Raw genomic sequence first — 14,196 nt, 5'->3', positions numbered from 1 at the left:
ATCCCGGCGACCTCTCCCGCGCCCTCCCTTTAGAGCGCGCCAGATGAGCCGTCAGCCGGCGACGATGGTTCCGTGGCCGCCGCCACGCAGAATCGCGCCGATCGAACCCGGCTCCGCGATCGAGAACACGATGATAGGCAGCGACGTCTCGCGGGCAAGTGCGAAGGCGGTCGCATCCATCACCTTGTAGCCGCCCTCGATCGCCTGCGAATGCGTCAGCCGGTCGAACCGCGTCGCGGTCGGATCCTTCTTCGGGTCGGCCGAGTAGACGCCGTCGACATTGGTCGCCTTCAGCACCGCCTGGGCGCCGATCTCGGCGGCGCGCAGCACCGCGGTCGTATCGGTGGTGAAGAACGGATTGCCGGTTCCGCCGCCGAGCAGCACGATCCGGCCCTCGGCAAGGTACTTGTGCGCCGCGGTGCGGGTGAACAGCTCGGAGATCTCGGGCATGACGAAGGCCGACAGCGTGCGCGCCGGCGTGCCCTTGCGCTCGATCGCCGATTCCAGCGCGAGGCAGTTCATCATGGTGGCGAGCATGCCCATGGTGTCGCCGGTCGGACGCGACACGCCGCGGGCCGATACCTCGACACCGCGCACGATATTGCCGCCGCCGATCACCACCGCAACCTCGGTGCCGAGTTGGCGGGCGGCGATCAGATCGTCCGCAACCCGGTCCACGGTCGGCTGATCGATGCCGAACCCCTGCTGTCCCGCGAGATATTCGCCGGACAGCTTGATCACCACGCGACGGTAAGCCGGATCAGTCATGAGCACTTTCCTCGTCCGGGCGCCGCTTCCGGCGGCACGCCGGAAGGAACGTTCCGGCGCTTACTTCTTGCCGCTGGCCGCCGCGACCTCGGCCGCGAAGTCGCTTTCCTGCTTCTCGATTCCCTCGCCGAGAGCATAGCGCACGAAGCCCGCAATCTTGATGGCGCCGCCGACCTTGCCTTCGGCTTCCTTCACCGCCTGTGCCACCGACTTGCCGGTGTCGTGGATGAAGGCCTGCTCGAGCAGGCAGACTTCCTTGTAGTAGGTCTTGAGACCGGACTCGACGATCTTCTCGATCACGTTCTCCGGCTTGCCCTGCTGGCGATATTTGTCGGCGAGCACGTCCTTCTCGCGCTTCACGACCGCCGGATCGAGGCCGGTCGGATCGAGCGCGAGCGGGTTGGTGGCGGCGATATGCATCGCGATCTGGCGGCCGAGCGTCGCGAGCTCGTCGGCCTTGCCGGGCGATTCCAGCGCGACGATCACGCCCATCTTGCCGGCGCCCTCGACGACCGCGCCGTGGACGTAGCTCGACACCACGCCCTGGCTCACTTCGAGGGCAGCAGCGCGGCGCAGCGACATGTTCTCGCCGATGGTGGCGATCGCATCATTGATCGCGGCTTCCACCGTGACGTCGCCGACCTTGGCGGCCTTGATCTTCTCGACATCGGCGCCGACGTCGAACGCGACCTGGGCGATCATCTTGACCAGGCCCTGGAACTGACCGTTGCGCGCGACGAAGTCGGTCTCGGAGTTGACCTCGACCACGACACCCTTGTTGCCCTTGGTGAGCGCGCCGATCAGGCCCTCGGCCGCGACGCGGCCCGACTTCTTGGCTGCCTTGGACAGACCCTTCTTGCGGAGCCAGTCCTGCGCCGCTTCCATGTCGCCAGCGGTCTCCGTGAGCGCGGCCTTGCAGTCCATCATGCCCGCGCCGGTCGACTCGCGCAGGTCCTTGACCATCGCAGCTGTGATCGTTGCCATCGTTGAAAATCCTTTTTGCCTGCCGGTTTGCCGCGGCGTGGCATCAAACTGCCCCGCCGCGGTCCATCTCAGGAATTCGCGTCAACTGAAATGGTGCCCGGAGCTTATCCGGCCAACCCATCGCTCTTTTTGACTATTCCGCTTCCGCGGTCAGCGCCTTGGCCTTGGCGACCCAGGCGTCCGCGCGGCTCGGCAGACCGACTTCTTCGCCGATCTTGTGCGCGGTATCGTGGTCGAGCTCGGCGAGCTGCCAGAAGTGGAAGATACCGAGGTCGTTGAACTTCTTCTCGATCGCGCCCGAGACGCCCGGGAGCTTCTTCAGGTCGTCGGCGGTGCCGCGGGGACCTGCGAGGCCCTGGAAGCCACTCGTGGAGGCCGCCGGGAGCTCTTCGACGAGCGGACGGGCCGAGGCACCGACGTCGATGCCCGAATCGCCCTGGGCGCGCGAGATGCCGTCGATCGCCGCCCGGGCGATCAGGTCGCAATACAGCGAGATGGCGCGGCCGGCGTCGTCATTGCCCGGCACCACATAGGTGATGCCCTTCGGATCGGAATTGGTGTCGACGATCGCGGCGACCGGGATGTTGAGCCGCTGGGCTTCCTGGATCGCGATGTCTTCCTTGTTGGTGTCGATCACGAAGATCAGGTCGGGCAGACCGCCCATGTCCTTGATGCCGCCGAGCGAGCGATCGAGCTTGTCGCGCTCGCGCTGAAGCGTCAGGCGCTCCTTCTTCGTGTAGGAATTGGCTTCGCCGCCCGCCAGCACCTCGTCGAGATGACGCAGGCGCTTGATCGAGGCCGAGATCGTCTTCCAGTTGGTCAGCGTGCCGCCGAGCCAGCGCGAATTGACGAAATACTGCGCGCAGCGCTTGGCAGCGTCCGCGACGCCGTCCTGCGCCTGGCGCTTGGTGCCGACGAACAGGATGCGGCCGCCCTTGGCGACGGTGTCGCTCACCGCCTGCAAGGCGGTGTGCAGCAGCGGCACGGTCTGCGCGAGGTCGACGATGTGGATGTTGTTGCGAGCGCCGAAAATGAACGGAGCCATTTTCGGATTCCAGCGGTGAGACTGGTGACCAAAGTGCACGCCAGCTTCGAGCAGCTGACGCATAGTGAAATCGGGTAGTGCCATCGTTCTAATTCTCCGGTTGGTTCCTCCGGAAACGTGTGAGCAAAACGGAGCGTTCTCGCCCCGGCTGCCACCGGACGGCCTTGTGAGCCATGTTTCCGTGTGAGATGGCGCGCTGTATAGCGCCATTTCGGCCAGAAGCAAGGAAATAAGGGCCTTCAGGGCGGTTTTCGCCCGCCGAAGGCCCCATTCCACGATTGCCGCCCTCCACTAGCACCTCGGCTGGTTGGGCGGGCATTTCTTTGCAGCAGGCGGCGGCCCCGCGGGACGCGGCGGAGGTGGCGCCGGACGCGGCGGGGGCGCGACAGCCATCCGGGGCGGTGGCGGCGGTGCCGGCCGGGCGACCGGCGGCGGCGGTGCGGGCCGGGCCATTGGCGGCGGCGCCGGCCTCGCGACAGCCACCGGGGGGGCCGGTCGTGGCGGCGGGGGCGCGGCCATCCTCGGCGGAGGCGCCGACACGCGTGGCGGAGGTGGCGGCGTGGGCCGCGTTACAGCCTGGGGCCGCGGCGGCGGTGCAACGGGTCTTGCCGCCTGAGGCGGTGCTGACGGCTGAGTCTGCGGCCTGATCTGCTCGCGCACAGCGGACGGCGGTGGCGTGACCGGTCTTCCGGATGCGCCCGGAGGCGTGCCGGCGGCGCCCGGCGGAGTTGAGCCACCCGGTTCACGGGTTGCCGCTCTGGCGCGATCCGCAGGCGCTGTGCCGGACGGCGTCTGTGCCACCGGCGGCTTCGGCAGCTGGCCGGGTGCAACGGCCGGGTTTGTGACAGTGGGCGCAGCCGTCGCCGGAGCGGCAGCCGTTGGCACACCGGGGCGACCGGGCGGTGTCGTGCCCGGCGCCGCAGTGGTCGGCGCACCCGGACGCGGCGGAGGTGCGCCGGGCAAGTTCGCCGTCGGCGCGGGCCGACCGCCCGGCAGAGTCCCTGCCCCCGCTGGCGGCGGCGGGCCGCCATGGGCACCCGGAACCGGCAGCGTGTTGGCTTGGGGCAGCCTGGTCGGCGGCGCAGCGGTCGGCGCCGCGCCAGGGACAGTATTCGGGACGGCACCCGGTCCTGCCCCCGGTCCTGCATTTGGTGCGACATTGGCCGGCGTCACCGGCGGTGCCCCGGGCCTTGCCGTCGGCTGCATCGTTGCGCTCGGCGGCATCGGCGCCTTGCCCTGCTGGATCAGCGCCGCGCGCTGTGCGACCGCCTGCGGCACGGCTGGACCGACCGGGTTGGCGCGGCCGGCAACCGCCGGCGCGAGATTGCCAGGTCCCGGTCCGGGTCCTGCCGGTCCTGGCCCCACGCCCGGCGGCGGCGGCAGCGGCGGCCGGTTGATCACGGTGTTGATGACCGTGGTATTGTGGATGTTCTGGTAGATGATGTTGTTCGGCGGCGGCGCGACATAGAGCGGCGGCCTGACGAACACGGGAATCGGCACGAACATTGGCTGCGGCAGCACGAACAGGCCGACCACCGGCAGCGGCGGCTCGAGCACGACGAAATCCGGCGGCGGCGGCGGCAGATAATAGACCGGCGGAGGCGGTGGTGGCGCGAAGCCGAATACGGGATCGCCGAACAGCAGCACCGGACGGTCGATATAGACGATCTCCTCGGGCGGCGGAGGCGGCACGTCATAGTCGATCATCGCGAAGGTCGGCGGCGGCTCGACGGGCGCGGTCAGGATCGCGAGGCGCCGGCGCGCATCGCCTGCATGGGGGCCACGCGGATAGCGGCGCAGATAGGACCAATAGGCCTCCGGCGTGTCGGTACGATAGGTCCGCCGCCAGGTGATCGCCTCGCGGCGCGCCGCGACGATCGCCATCACGCGCTTCGCCATGGGGTCATTGGGGTAGGCGCTGAGAAATTCCTCATAGGCCGGCAGCGTGTCGCGCTCGAGCACAGCTGCATAGGCATCCTGCGCACCGAGATCGCGGATCGGCTTGTTGCGGGTCGCCGCGACCTGGTCCGGCGCGGTCTGCGGCGGGGCGTCGGGTCCGCGCTCGAAGAACGAGAATGGCGCAGAAATCTTCTGCTCGTTCCACGGCACCTGAGCGCCCTTGCTGGCCTCGTTGACGCGCAGGCGGACGCGCTCGAACACCTCAGCGATCGGCAGGCCGCCGGTGCGGATCATCTCCGCGAGCGACTGCGCATAGATGCCGTAAGGCCCGGGCTCCTCCGGCGCCACGGTGCCCGGCGCGGCGTTGAACGCAATCAGCATGTTCGGATCGGGCTCGACCAGCGCCAGCCCGCTGGCGATCGGTTGGCCGCCTTCGATGAAGGGTTGCGCCCGCGCAGCGTCGAGCACGACGATGTTGGCCTTGAGCGGAATGGCAGCGAGCTGACGCAGATAGTCGCTGACGCGCAGGCCTTCGGTCGGAACATCGGTGTCGCGGGTGATGTTGGAATCGACCGGGATGAAATAGTTCTCGCCGGCAAGCTGTACGCCGTATCCGGCCAGATAGACCATCGCGACCGTGCCGGGTCCCGAGGCCTGCGCCTTCTGGATGAAATCGCGAAAACTCTTGCGCATCGTGTCGCCGTCGAGATCGCGTGCGCCGACGACGTCGAAGCCCGCCGCTTGCAGCGTCTGCGCGATCAGCCCGGCGTCGTTCGCGGTCGTCGCCAGTGGCGACTTGGCATAAGCGCCGTTTCCGACCACGAGCGCGATGCGCTTTTCCTGCTGCTGCGCGCGCGCCGACCCCGGCGCGCCCACAGCCAGCACCATGATCGGCAGAAGAAGGCCGATGAAAACTTTGAGCGTCCCACGCATGGCTTGCCTGCCCGCTTCCGTTGTTGAGGTGCCACCGCGCATCAGACGCCCGGCCAGCTGAACGGCGGTTGAACGAAAGGCTGGGATTGAGGCGGCGGGATGGCGCGCTCGACACGAGCACGCCCGGGCAAATTCAGGACGATCGCATTCGAAAACAGCCGGATGACCGGCCTCCGTGGGAAAGAGGCCGGATCACGTGGCCCGGTGCCCCGGACGCCGGGTTCAGGCCTGGGCAAGCAGCTCGACGGTTCCTGTCCTCAATCGATAGATGCCGCCGAGCACCTTGAGCTTGCCCTGCTCGACCGCCGCGTTGAGAATGGGGGCGGCTGATTTGAGCTTGGCGACGTTGTCGATGACATTCTGGCGGATGGCGTTGTCCAGCGCATTTCCGCTTTGCTGGGCAGCGGCCTTCACCGCTGGCGCGATCGCGGAAACGAGCGAGGGGATGTGCCCCGGCAGCGGCTTGTCGTCCTTCAGCGACTTGATGGTCGCGTCGACGGCGCCACAATTGTCATGGCCGAGCACCATGATCAAAGGCGTGCCGAGCACCGCGACGGTGTATTCCATGCTCGCGACGGTTTCATCCCCGGCAAAGTTTCCGGCGACCCGGCAGACGAAGAGATCGCCGCGACCGGTGTCGAAGGCATATTCCGGCGCGATGCGGGAATCGGCGCAGCTCAAAACGGCAGCATACGGATTTTGCCCACCGACCAGTGCCTCGCGCTCATGCGTGAAGTCGTGGCGGCGCGAAACGCCCGAAACGTAGCGCGCATTGCCCTCCATCAGCCGCTTGAGCGCGGCATCGGGCGAGAGCACGTTATCGGGCTTTGGAGGCTGCTTCGTTTCCTTTGCCAAGGCGCCAGTTGCGAAAGCTCCGCCAGCAATGGCCATGCCAAACGCGGCGGCGCCGAACAACATCGCGGACCGCCGCGACGGCACGATGTCTTGGTGCAGAGATTCTTCGAGCCGATCTCCAGAGCATTTGTCGCACATATGACGTTTCCCGGTGTGGAATGAATGGAAGCGTCGCGATGATAGGTACGCCAATGTGAAAAAATCACAAAAAACGCCCCATGCATCTTATGATTGCTGCGGCACGAGACTGCACCGGCCTGCGCCCGCCTGCACATCTTGACGATTCATCCAGATCTTGTCGCGCTTTAGAGCTGCTGCACGTCCACGACGCCCGCGACCGCCTTGATCGCACCCGCGATCTGCGGCGAGACCTTGAAGCGGCCGGGCAGCTTCATCTCCACCTCGGTCTCGAGGTCGAGCATCATCACCAGCGAGACCTCGCCATCGCCGTTGGAGCGCGGCGCGAGACCGGGACTGGCGGTCTTTGGCGCGGCGCCGTTTGAGGCCGCCATGTCGGGTCCGGCCAATCGCTTGGCGATGGAGTCCAGCGGCTTGGTATCGCGCACGAAGATGCGCAGGCCCTTCTGTGTCTTGGCGGCGGCGTCATCCAGCGGCTCGGCGTGCAGCACGCGGGCGCGGACGTCCTCCCCCTGAAGCTCGGCCCCGAGCTGCAGCAGCACGGCGGCACCGGGCTCCAACACGTCGCGATATTGCGCGAGGCCTTCGGAGAACAGCACCGCCTCGAAATGGCCGGTCGGATCGGACAGGCCCATGATGCCCATCTTGTTGCCGGTCTTGGTGCGCCGTTCCATGCGCGACACCACGGTGGCGGCGACCTTGCCGGCGGTCGCGCCGGTCTTCACCGCCCGCGAGAATTCGGCCCAGCTCTGCACCCGCAGCCGCTTCAGCACGGTGGCGTAATCGTCGAGCGGGTGGCCGGACAGGAAGAAGCCGACGGCGTCGTATTCGCGGCGAAGCTTTTCGGCCGGCAGCCACGGCTCGACCTGCGGCAGCATGATCGTCGGCGCGTCGGCGGCGCCGCCGAACATGTCGTTCTGCCCGACGGTCGCCGCTTCATGGGAGCGCTGACAGGCGGCGAGCACGGCATCCGCACCGGCGAACACGCGGGCACGATTCGGCTCCAGCGTGTCGAAGGCGCCGGCGGCCGCGAGACTCTCGATGATGCGCTTGTTGATCGCACGCGGATTGACCCGCGCGGCGAAGTCGGCGAGCGAGGTGAACAGTCCCCGCTTGGTCCGCTCCTCGATGATCTGGTCGATGGCCTGGATGCCGACGCCCTTCAGTGCGGCGAGCGCATAGTAGATGGTCTTGTCGCCGACCTCGAAGGTCGCGCCGGACCGGTTGATGTTCGGCGGCTCGACCTTGATGCCGAGGCGCTGCGCCTCGGCACGGAATTCGGAGAGCTTGTCGGTATTGTTCAGATCCAGCGTCATCGACGCCGCGATGAACTCGACCGGATAATGCGCCTTCATGTAGGCGGTGTGGTAGGACACCAGCGCATAGGCCGCCGCGTGGCTCTTGTTGAAGCCGTAGTCGGCGAATTTGGCGAGCAGCTCGAAGATGGTCTCGGCCTGCCCCTTCGGCACGCCGTTCTTCACCGCACCCGCGACGAAGATGTCGCGCTGCTTGTCCATCTCGGCGCGGATCTTCTTGCCCATGGCGCGGCGCAACAGGTCGGCGTCGCCGAGCGAATAGCCCGACATCACCTGCGCGATCTGCATCACCTGTTCCTGGTAGATGATGACGCCGAACGTCTCCTTGAGAATCTGCTCCAGCACGGGGTGGAGATATTCCGGTTCCTCGTCGCCGTGCTTGCGCGCGCAATAGGTCGGGATGTTCGCCATCGGGCCCGGGCGATACAGCGCGACCAGCGCGATGATGTCCTCGAAACGGTCGGGGCGCATGTCGATCAGCGCGCGCCGCATGCCCTGGCTTTCAACCTGGAACACGCCGACCACGTCGCCGCGCGCCAGCATCTGGTAGCTCTCGGCATCGTCGATCGGCAGCGTGGCGAGATCGACGTGGATGTTGCGCGGCTTGAGCAGCTTGATCGCGACGTCGAGCACGGTCAGCGTCTTCAGGCCGAGGAAGTCGAACTTCACGAGGCCCGCCGGCTCGACCCATTTCATGTTGAACTGGGTCACCGGCATGTCCGACTTGGGATCGCGGTACATCGGCACGAGTTCGCTCAAGGGGCGATCGCCGATCACGATGCCGGCCGCGTGCGTCGAGGCATGGCGGGTCAGGCCTTCGAGGCGCTGCGCGATGTCGAAGGCACGCGCGACCACCGGGTCTTCGTCGCGAAACGCCTGAAGCTTCGGCTCGCTCTCGATCGCGGCCGCCAGCGTCACCGGTGCGGCGGGATTCTGCGGCACCAGCTTGGTCAGCTTGTCGACCTGGCCGTAGGGCATTTGCAGCACGCGACCGACGTCGCGCAGCACGCCACGCGCCTGCAGCGTTCCGAAGGTGATGATCTGAGCGACCTGATCGCGGCCGTAGCGCTCCTGCACGTACTTGATCACCTCGCCGCGGCGATCCTGGCAGAAGTCGATGTCGAAGTCCGGCATCGAGACGCGTTCCGGATTGAGGAAGCGCTCGAACAGCAGGCCGAACTTGATCGGATCGAGATCGGTGATGGTCAGCGCCCAGGCCACCAGCGAGCCTGCGCCGGAGCCGCGGCCCGGCCCGACCGGGATGCCTTGCGACTTCGCCCATTTGATGAAGTCCGACACGATCAGGAAGTAGCCCGCGTACTTCATGCGCATGATGACGTCGAGCTCGAACGCCAGGCGCTTGCTGTAGTCCTCCTCCGTCGTCCCCTGCGACAGGCCGTGCACGCGCAGGCGGTTGGCAAGCCCCTCCTCCGCCTGCCGCTTCAATTCTGCCGCCTCGACCGCGGCGGCATCCGAGCTCGCAGCGGCGCCGACCGTGAAGAACGGCAGGATCGGCTTGCGCGTCATCGGGCGGAACGAGCAGCGCTCGGCGATCTCCACCGTCGAGGCCAGCGCCTCCGGAATGTCGGCGAACAGCACCGCCATCTCGGCGCGGGTCTTGAAGCGGTGATCGGGCGTGAGCTGCACACGATCGGTCTCGGCGATCAGCCGCCCGCCCGCGATACACAGCAGCGCGTCATGCGCCTCGTAATCGTCGGTCGCGGCGAAATACGGCTCGTTGGTAGCAACCAGCGGCAGGCCCTTGGCGTAGGCGATGTCGATCAGGCCGCTTTCGACGCGCCGCTCCTTGTCGATGTTGTGGCGCTGCAATTCGACGTAGAGGCGATCGCCAAACAGATTTGCCAGACGCTCGCAGCGCATGGCGGCAAGCTCGGCGAGTCCCGCCGACAGCGCCAGCGAGATCGGCCCGTCAGGGCCGCCGGTCAGCACGATCAGGCCTTCGGTCTCGCCTTCCATCCAATCGAATTTGATGAACGGTGCGTGGCTGTCAGGCGATTCGAGGAACGCCCGCGAATTCAGCCGCATCAGGCTGCGATAGCCGCGCTCCTGCGCCGCCAGCAGCACCACGCGCGATGGCGGAAGCGCGTTGCGCGCGCTGGGATCTTGGTCGCCGAAATCGATCGCGAGCTCGCAGCCGACGATCGGCTGGATGCCGGAGCCCGCCATCTTGTCGGAGAACTCCAGCGCGCCGAACATGTTGTCGGTATCGGTCAGCGCCAGCGCCGGCTGGTGATCTTTCTTTGCGAGCTCCGCGAGCTTGCCGATCTTGATCGAGCCCTTGAGCAGCGAATAGGCCGAGTGAACGTGAAGGTGGACAAATCCGGCGCTCGGCATGGTCGCGTGACGGCCTCTGGCAGATGAGATGGAGCGGTCGCCGGCTCCAGGGGATCATGAGAGCATTCTGCACCCGCCCGGCCGACTCGCCTGACAATGGTGGGGCGTCACTGCTTCAGAGTCCACGCCCGAGCGGCCGATCAGCCGCGTCGTCCCGCTTTTCCCCAGGCCCGCGCCGTGAAGGGCCTGAGTCGGGTCCATGGCGCCGGTTTACAGGATTGCCGCCCTAGAGCTGCGGAATCACCTGCGCCCAGATTGCGATCATCCCGACGAACAGCGAGATCGAGGCGAGTGCGGCGGCTTCTTCCACGAAAATCTTGAACATGGCTTACTCCATCACCAGAACGGATGCAGAACATTGTTCTCATTTCGTTCCTTGGAGTCAAGCCGCCTGTGCCATCTCAAAATGGGATGGTTAACTCGCTGAATTTACGCAACAAAAAAGCCCCGGCACAAGGCCGGGGCTTTCGACAATCGCTTCTTGCGAAGCGGCGTGTCTTAGTAGCGGGCGACGAGCGGGCCACCGAACTTGTAGTTCAGGCGGACGAGGCCCATGTCGACGTCCTGCTTGATGCGCTCGGTGCCGGCGAAGCCAGCAAAGGTCACGTCCTTGTCGGACAGGAAGATGTGGTTGTACTCGACGCCAACCGACCAGTTCGGGGCGAAGCCGAACTCGAGGCCGGCACCGACCGTGCCACCCCAACGGGTATCGCTGCTCGAAGCGAGCAGCGCACCGGCGGTGCTGGAGATCTCGTACTTGTCGCTGACCACGGCCGCACCGCCCTTGACGTAGAGCAGCACGTTTTGCCAGGCGTAACCGACCTGGCCGGTGATCAGACCGAACGAATCGATCTTGGTGCGGTTGCGGGTGGCGAACAGCGCGCTGGTGTTGTCGCCCGAGAAGTCGGCCCAGTTGCCCTGGCCTTCAACGCCGAACACCCACTGGCCGGACTGCCAGCGATAGCCGACCTGGCCACCGACCGTGCCGCCCGTTGCGTCGTGCGAACCTTCACGGCCGACGCCAACGAAATCCCAGGTGGCGTGCGACGAACCGCCGCCGCCGTTGATGCCGATGTAGAAGCCGCTCCAGTCATAGATCGTGGCGACCATCGCCGGCGCCTTGGTGTAAGGCCGCGCAGCGAGGTCAGCCGCCATCGCCGGCGCAGTCGCGCTGAGCGCAACGAGGCTGACAGCGGCGAGCAACAAATTCTTGTTCATTTGAATCCCGTTCCAGTTTCTTCAGTAGGCCCCCGGGCCGTGGCGTGGTCATAACAGTGATCGACGGAATTGCTGTAACCGCGACGCAACAGTCCCAGCCAAAGGCCGCCGCTGCGTTAATGGATGTTTAGCAGCGCGCGCAGGAAACCCTTTGAAACAAGAGTTTTCATGAGTTCCAATGTCGACTACACGACTTAAACTGCATGCGCGCGTACACACTGACGCACGCACAATCCCGTGATTGGAGAATCGAAATGCGTGGACGAATTGCGCTCCCCATTGTCGCCACATTTTCGCTTGCAATCGCCACATTTGCATTCGCGATGAGTGCGAGCACGCCGGCACGCGCATTCGGGACGCATCACGCATTCTGCCTCACCGGCGATGAATGGCCGGGGCTGAGCAATTGTACGTTCGACACGTATGCGCAGTGTCAGGCGAGTTCCTCGGGCCGCGCGCTCACCTGCATCGCGAATCCCTATTTCGCCGGCCAGAGCGATGATCCCTACGCCTATCAGAATCGTCCGCGCGCACAGGGGCCGGGCTTTTCACCGGGCTATTACCTGCCGCGCTGAGATGCGCCGCGCTGCTCTCATGCTCGTGACCGGGACGCTCCTCGCGAGCGGGCCCGCCGGCGCGCAGACTTACGATCCGAGCTATCCGGTCTGCATGCAGATCTACGGCCCCGTCGGCTATTTCGATTGCCGCTACGCCTCGCTCCCGCAGTGCAGATATCTCGCCGTCGGCCGCTCGGCGAGCTGCGTGGTGAACCCGTATTTTGCGCAGGGCAAGCCGAAGGCACCTCGCCGGTCGAAGCGCATCGACTGAGTTGGCACGTGCCAATCGGGACGCTGATATGCGGCGGCCCTCGCAAGGGTGCTCCGGTGTTGACGCCGTCCGACCCCGGTTTAAGTACGACGGAGAAATCTTGCAGGGGTGGCGACGTTCGCTGGGCTGGTTCCCGTTGACGCCACCAATGCAGGACATATGACGACCTCGCCTCAAGCGACCGCACCCCGCGCAAGCGCGCCATCGGCTCCCCCTCACCTCGCCGTCGTGCTGTTCTCGCTCGCGATGGGCGGCTTTGCGATCGGCACCACCGAATTCGCATCGATGAGCCTGCTGCCGTTTTTCGCCGCCGACCTCGGAATCGACGAGCCGACCGCGGGACACGCGATCAGTGCCTACGCGCTCGGCGTCGTGCTGGGCGCGCCGCTGATCGCCGTGCTCGGTGCGCGCTTTGCCCGGCGGACGCAGTTGCTGGTCCTGATGATCGTGTTCGCGCTGGGCAACGCGCTCACCGCGCTTGCGCCCGGGTTCGGCTGGATGATCGCGGCCCGCTTCCTCTCGGGGCTGCCGCACGGCGCCTATTTCGGCATCGCGGCTTTGGTCGCAGCCTCGCTCGTTCCGCTTGACCGACGCTCGCGGGCGATCGGCCAGGTCATGCTCGGCTTGACCGGTGCCACCATCATCGGCGTGCCCCTGGCAAATCTGATCGGTCAGGCGGTCGGCTGGCGCGCGAGCTTCGGCCTCGTCTCGGTGCTGGCATTGCTCACGGTGCTGCTTTGCGCGCTGTTCGCGCCGCGCGACCAGGCCGGCCGGTCGGATCCGCTGCGTGAGCTTGGCGCGCTCCGAAGCGGCCGCGTCTGGCTCACGCTCGGCATCGGCGCCATCGGCTTCGGCGGCATGTTCGCGGTCTACACTTATCTGGCGACGACACTGATCGAGGTCACCAGGGTCAGCGCCGCGGTGATTCCGTTCTTCCTCGCCATCTTCGGCGTCGGTGCCACGCTCGGCAATCTGTTCGTGCCGCGCTTTGCCGACCGCGCCTTGATGCCGACGGCGGGCGTGATCCTGCTGTTTGCCGCGGTCGCGCTGCTGGTGTTTCCCCTTGTGGCGCACAATCCGTGGCTGCTGGCGGCCGACATCTTCGCGATCGGCGCCAGCGTCTCGCTCGGCGCCATCCTGCAGACCCGGCTGATGGACGTCGCCGGCGACGCGCAGGCGCTCGCAGCGGCGCTGAACCATTCGGCCTTCAACACCGCCAATGCGCTCGGCCCGTTCCTGGGCGGCCTCGCCATTCGCGAGGGGCTGGGCTGGACCTCCACCGGTCCGGTCGGCGCCGCTCTGGCGCTGCTCGGCTTCCTGATCTGGATCGTCGCCTGGCGGGATTCCGGCCGTGGATCGATCGCGGTCGCCCAGGCGGCAATGCTGCCGCGCTGATCCAGCGACCGTCGGTTGGCGTATAGGTTAGCAAGTCAATCTCGGAGCGCTCGATGACCTATTTGATCGGCTACCTCGCCGTGCTGTTGCCTTTTGGCGCAGTCGACGCCATTTGGCTCAGCCTGATGGGGCCTCGCCTCTACAAGCCGACGCTTGGAGACATTCTGCTGACCGATGTCCGCATCGGCCCGGCGATCGCGTTCTATCTGATCTATCCGGTGGGACTTCTGGTCTTCGCCGTCATGCCCGGGTTGAAGTCCGGCTCGCCCGCCGCGGTCGTCGGATATGGCGCGCTGTTCGGCGCCCTCGCCTACGCCACCTACGACCTGACCAACTTCGCAACGCTGCGAAATTGGACGCTTCAGCTCACCATGCTCGACATCGTCTACGGTGCGGCAGCTTCCGCTTTCGCGGCCTTCGTCAGCTTTCTGGTCGTTGGCACATTTTCGAACGCTTGATGCG

11 protein-coding genes are annotated in these 14,196 nt (G+C 66.2%); 4 read left to right on the top strand and 7 right to left on the bottom strand.

From position 1 onward, the window contains the following. Nucleotides 1-51 precede the first annotated feature (51 nt). The 7 genes from pyrH to FNV92_RS16655 form a co-directional block, all read right to left on the bottom strand. A complete protein-coding gene (gene pyrH / locus FNV92_RS16685) occupies nt 52-768 on the bottom strand; it encodes a UMP kinase (protein WP_015685824.1) in 717 nt (238 codons plus the stop codon). Between the two features lie 60 nt (nt 769-828). Further along, nucleotides 829-1,752 (bottom strand): translation elongation factor Ts, encoded by a 924-nt coding sequence (gene tsf / locus FNV92_RS16680; protein ID WP_015685823.1) that lies wholly within the window; start codon nt 1,750-1,752, stop codon nt 829-831. A 133-nt stretch (nt 1,753-1,885) separates the two neighbouring features. Further along, nucleotides 1,886-2,881: a 30S ribosomal protein S2 gene (locus FNV92_RS16675; protein WP_015685822.1), complete on the bottom strand. Its 996-nt coding sequence runs from the start codon at nt 2,879-2,881 to the stop codon at nt 1,886-1,888. Between the two features lie 207 nt (nt 2,882-3,088). Continuing rightward, nucleotides 3,089-5,629: a caspase family protein gene (locus tag FNV92_RS16670; RefSeq protein ID WP_143845641.1), complete on the bottom strand. Its 2,541-nt coding sequence runs from the start codon at nt 5,627-5,629 to the stop codon at nt 3,089-3,091. Between the two features lie 222 nt (nt 5,630-5,851). After that, nucleotides 5,852-6,622 carry a carbonic anhydrase gene (locus tag FNV92_RS16665; RefSeq protein WP_143845642.1) on the bottom strand — a complete coding sequence of 257 codons (771 nt, stop codon included), beginning with the start codon at nt 6,620-6,622 and terminating at the stop codon, nt 5,852-5,854. 167 nt (nt 6,623-6,789) lie between these two features. Further along, nucleotides 6,790-10,293 carry a DNA polymerase III subunit alpha gene (gene dnaE, locus FNV92_RS16660; protein ID WP_143845643.1) on the bottom strand — a complete coding sequence of 1,168 codons (3,504 nt, stop codon included), beginning with the start codon at nt 10,291-10,293 and terminating at the stop codon, nt 6,790-6,792. Nucleotides 10,294-10,791: 498 nt separating this feature from the next. After that, nucleotides 10,792-11,511, bottom strand: a complete 720-nt coding sequence (locus tag FNV92_RS16655; protein ID WP_015685818.1) for an outer membrane protein — start codon at nt 11,509-11,511, stop codon at nt 10,792-10,794. A gap of 254 nt (nt 11,512-11,765) precedes the next feature. Between FNV92_RS16655 and FNV92_RS16650 the strand changes: the two genes are divergently transcribed. The 4 genes from FNV92_RS16650 (at nt 11,766) to FNV92_RS16635 (ending at nt 14,192) form a co-directional block, all read left to right on the top strand. Next, the gene (locus FNV92_RS16650; protein WP_015685817.1) at nt 11,766-12,086 is read left to right on the top strand and encodes a DUF3551 domain-containing protein; all 321 of its coding nucleotides are present in this window, start codon (nt 11,766-11,768) and stop codon (nt 12,084-12,086) included. A gap of 1 nt (nt 12,087) precedes the next feature. Further along, a complete protein-coding gene (locus tag FNV92_RS16645; protein ID WP_143845644.1) occupies nt 12,088-12,339 on the top strand; it encodes a DUF3551 domain-containing protein in 252 nt (83 codons plus the stop codon). Between the two features lie 159 nt (nt 12,340-12,498). Next, entirely contained in the window at nt 12,499-13,734 is a 1,236-nt protein-coding gene (locus FNV92_RS16640; RefSeq protein WP_143846294.1) for an MFS transporter, read from the top strand. 53 nt (nt 13,735-13,787) lie between these two features. Next, nucleotides 13,788-14,192: a DUF2177 family protein gene (locus FNV92_RS16635; RefSeq protein ID WP_143845645.1), complete on the top strand. Its 405-nt coding sequence runs from the start codon at nt 13,788-13,790 to the stop codon at nt 14,190-14,192. Nucleotides 14,193-14,196: the final 4 nt, after the last annotated feature.

The sequence above is a fragment of the Bradyrhizobium cosmicum genome (genome assembly GCF_007290395.2).
GTDB lineage: Bacteria > Pseudomonadota > Alphaproteobacteria > Rhizobiales > Xanthobacteraceae > Bradyrhizobium > Bradyrhizobium cosmicum.
The sequence above is the reverse complement of the archived record's forward strand: the minus strand, read 5'-3'. Positions and strand labels throughout refer to the sequence as shown.

Bases quoted from the DNA above. Each gene is read 5' to 3' on its own strand.
- pyrH (WP_015685824.1), bottom strand. From the start codon at position 768: ATGACTGATCCGGCTTACCGTCGCGTGGTGATCAAGCTGTCCGGCGAA.
- tsf (WP_015685823.1), bottom strand. From the start codon at position 1,752: ATGGCAACGATCACAGCTGCGATGGTCAAGGACCTGCGCGAGTCGACC.
- FNV92_RS16675 (WP_015685822.1), bottom strand. From the start codon at position 2,881: ATGGCACTACCCGATTTCACTATGCGTCAGCTGCTCGAAGCTGGCGTG.
- FNV92_RS16670 (WP_143845641.1), bottom strand. From the start codon at position 5,629: ATGCGTGGGACGCTCAAAGTTTTCATCGGCCTTCTTCTGCCGATCATG.
- FNV92_RS16665 (WP_143845642.1), bottom strand. From the start codon at position 6,622: ATGTGCGACAAATGCTCTGGAGATCGGCTCGAAGAATCTCTGCACCAA.
- dnaE (WP_143845643.1), bottom strand. From the start codon at position 10,293: ATGCCGAGCGCCGGATTTGTCCACCTTCACGTTCACTCGGCCTATTCG.
- FNV92_RS16655 (WP_015685818.1), bottom strand. From the start codon at position 11,511: ATGAACAAGAATTTGTTGCTCGCCGCTGTCAGCCTCGTTGCGCTCAGC.
- FNV92_RS16650 (WP_015685817.1), top strand. From the start codon at position 11,766: ATGCGTGGACGAATTGCGCTCCCCATTGTCGCCACATTTTCGCTTGCA.
- FNV92_RS16645 (WP_143845644.1), top strand. From the start codon at position 12,088: ATGCGCCGCGCTGCTCTCATGCTCGTGACCGGGACGCTCCTCGCGAGC.
- FNV92_RS16640 (WP_143846294.1), top strand. From the start codon at position 12,499: ATGACGACCTCGCCTCAAGCGACCGCACCCCGCGCAAGCGCGCCATCG.
- FNV92_RS16635 (WP_143845645.1), top strand. From the start codon at position 13,788: ATGACCTATTTGATCGGCTACCTCGCCGTGCTGTTGCCTTTTGGCGCA.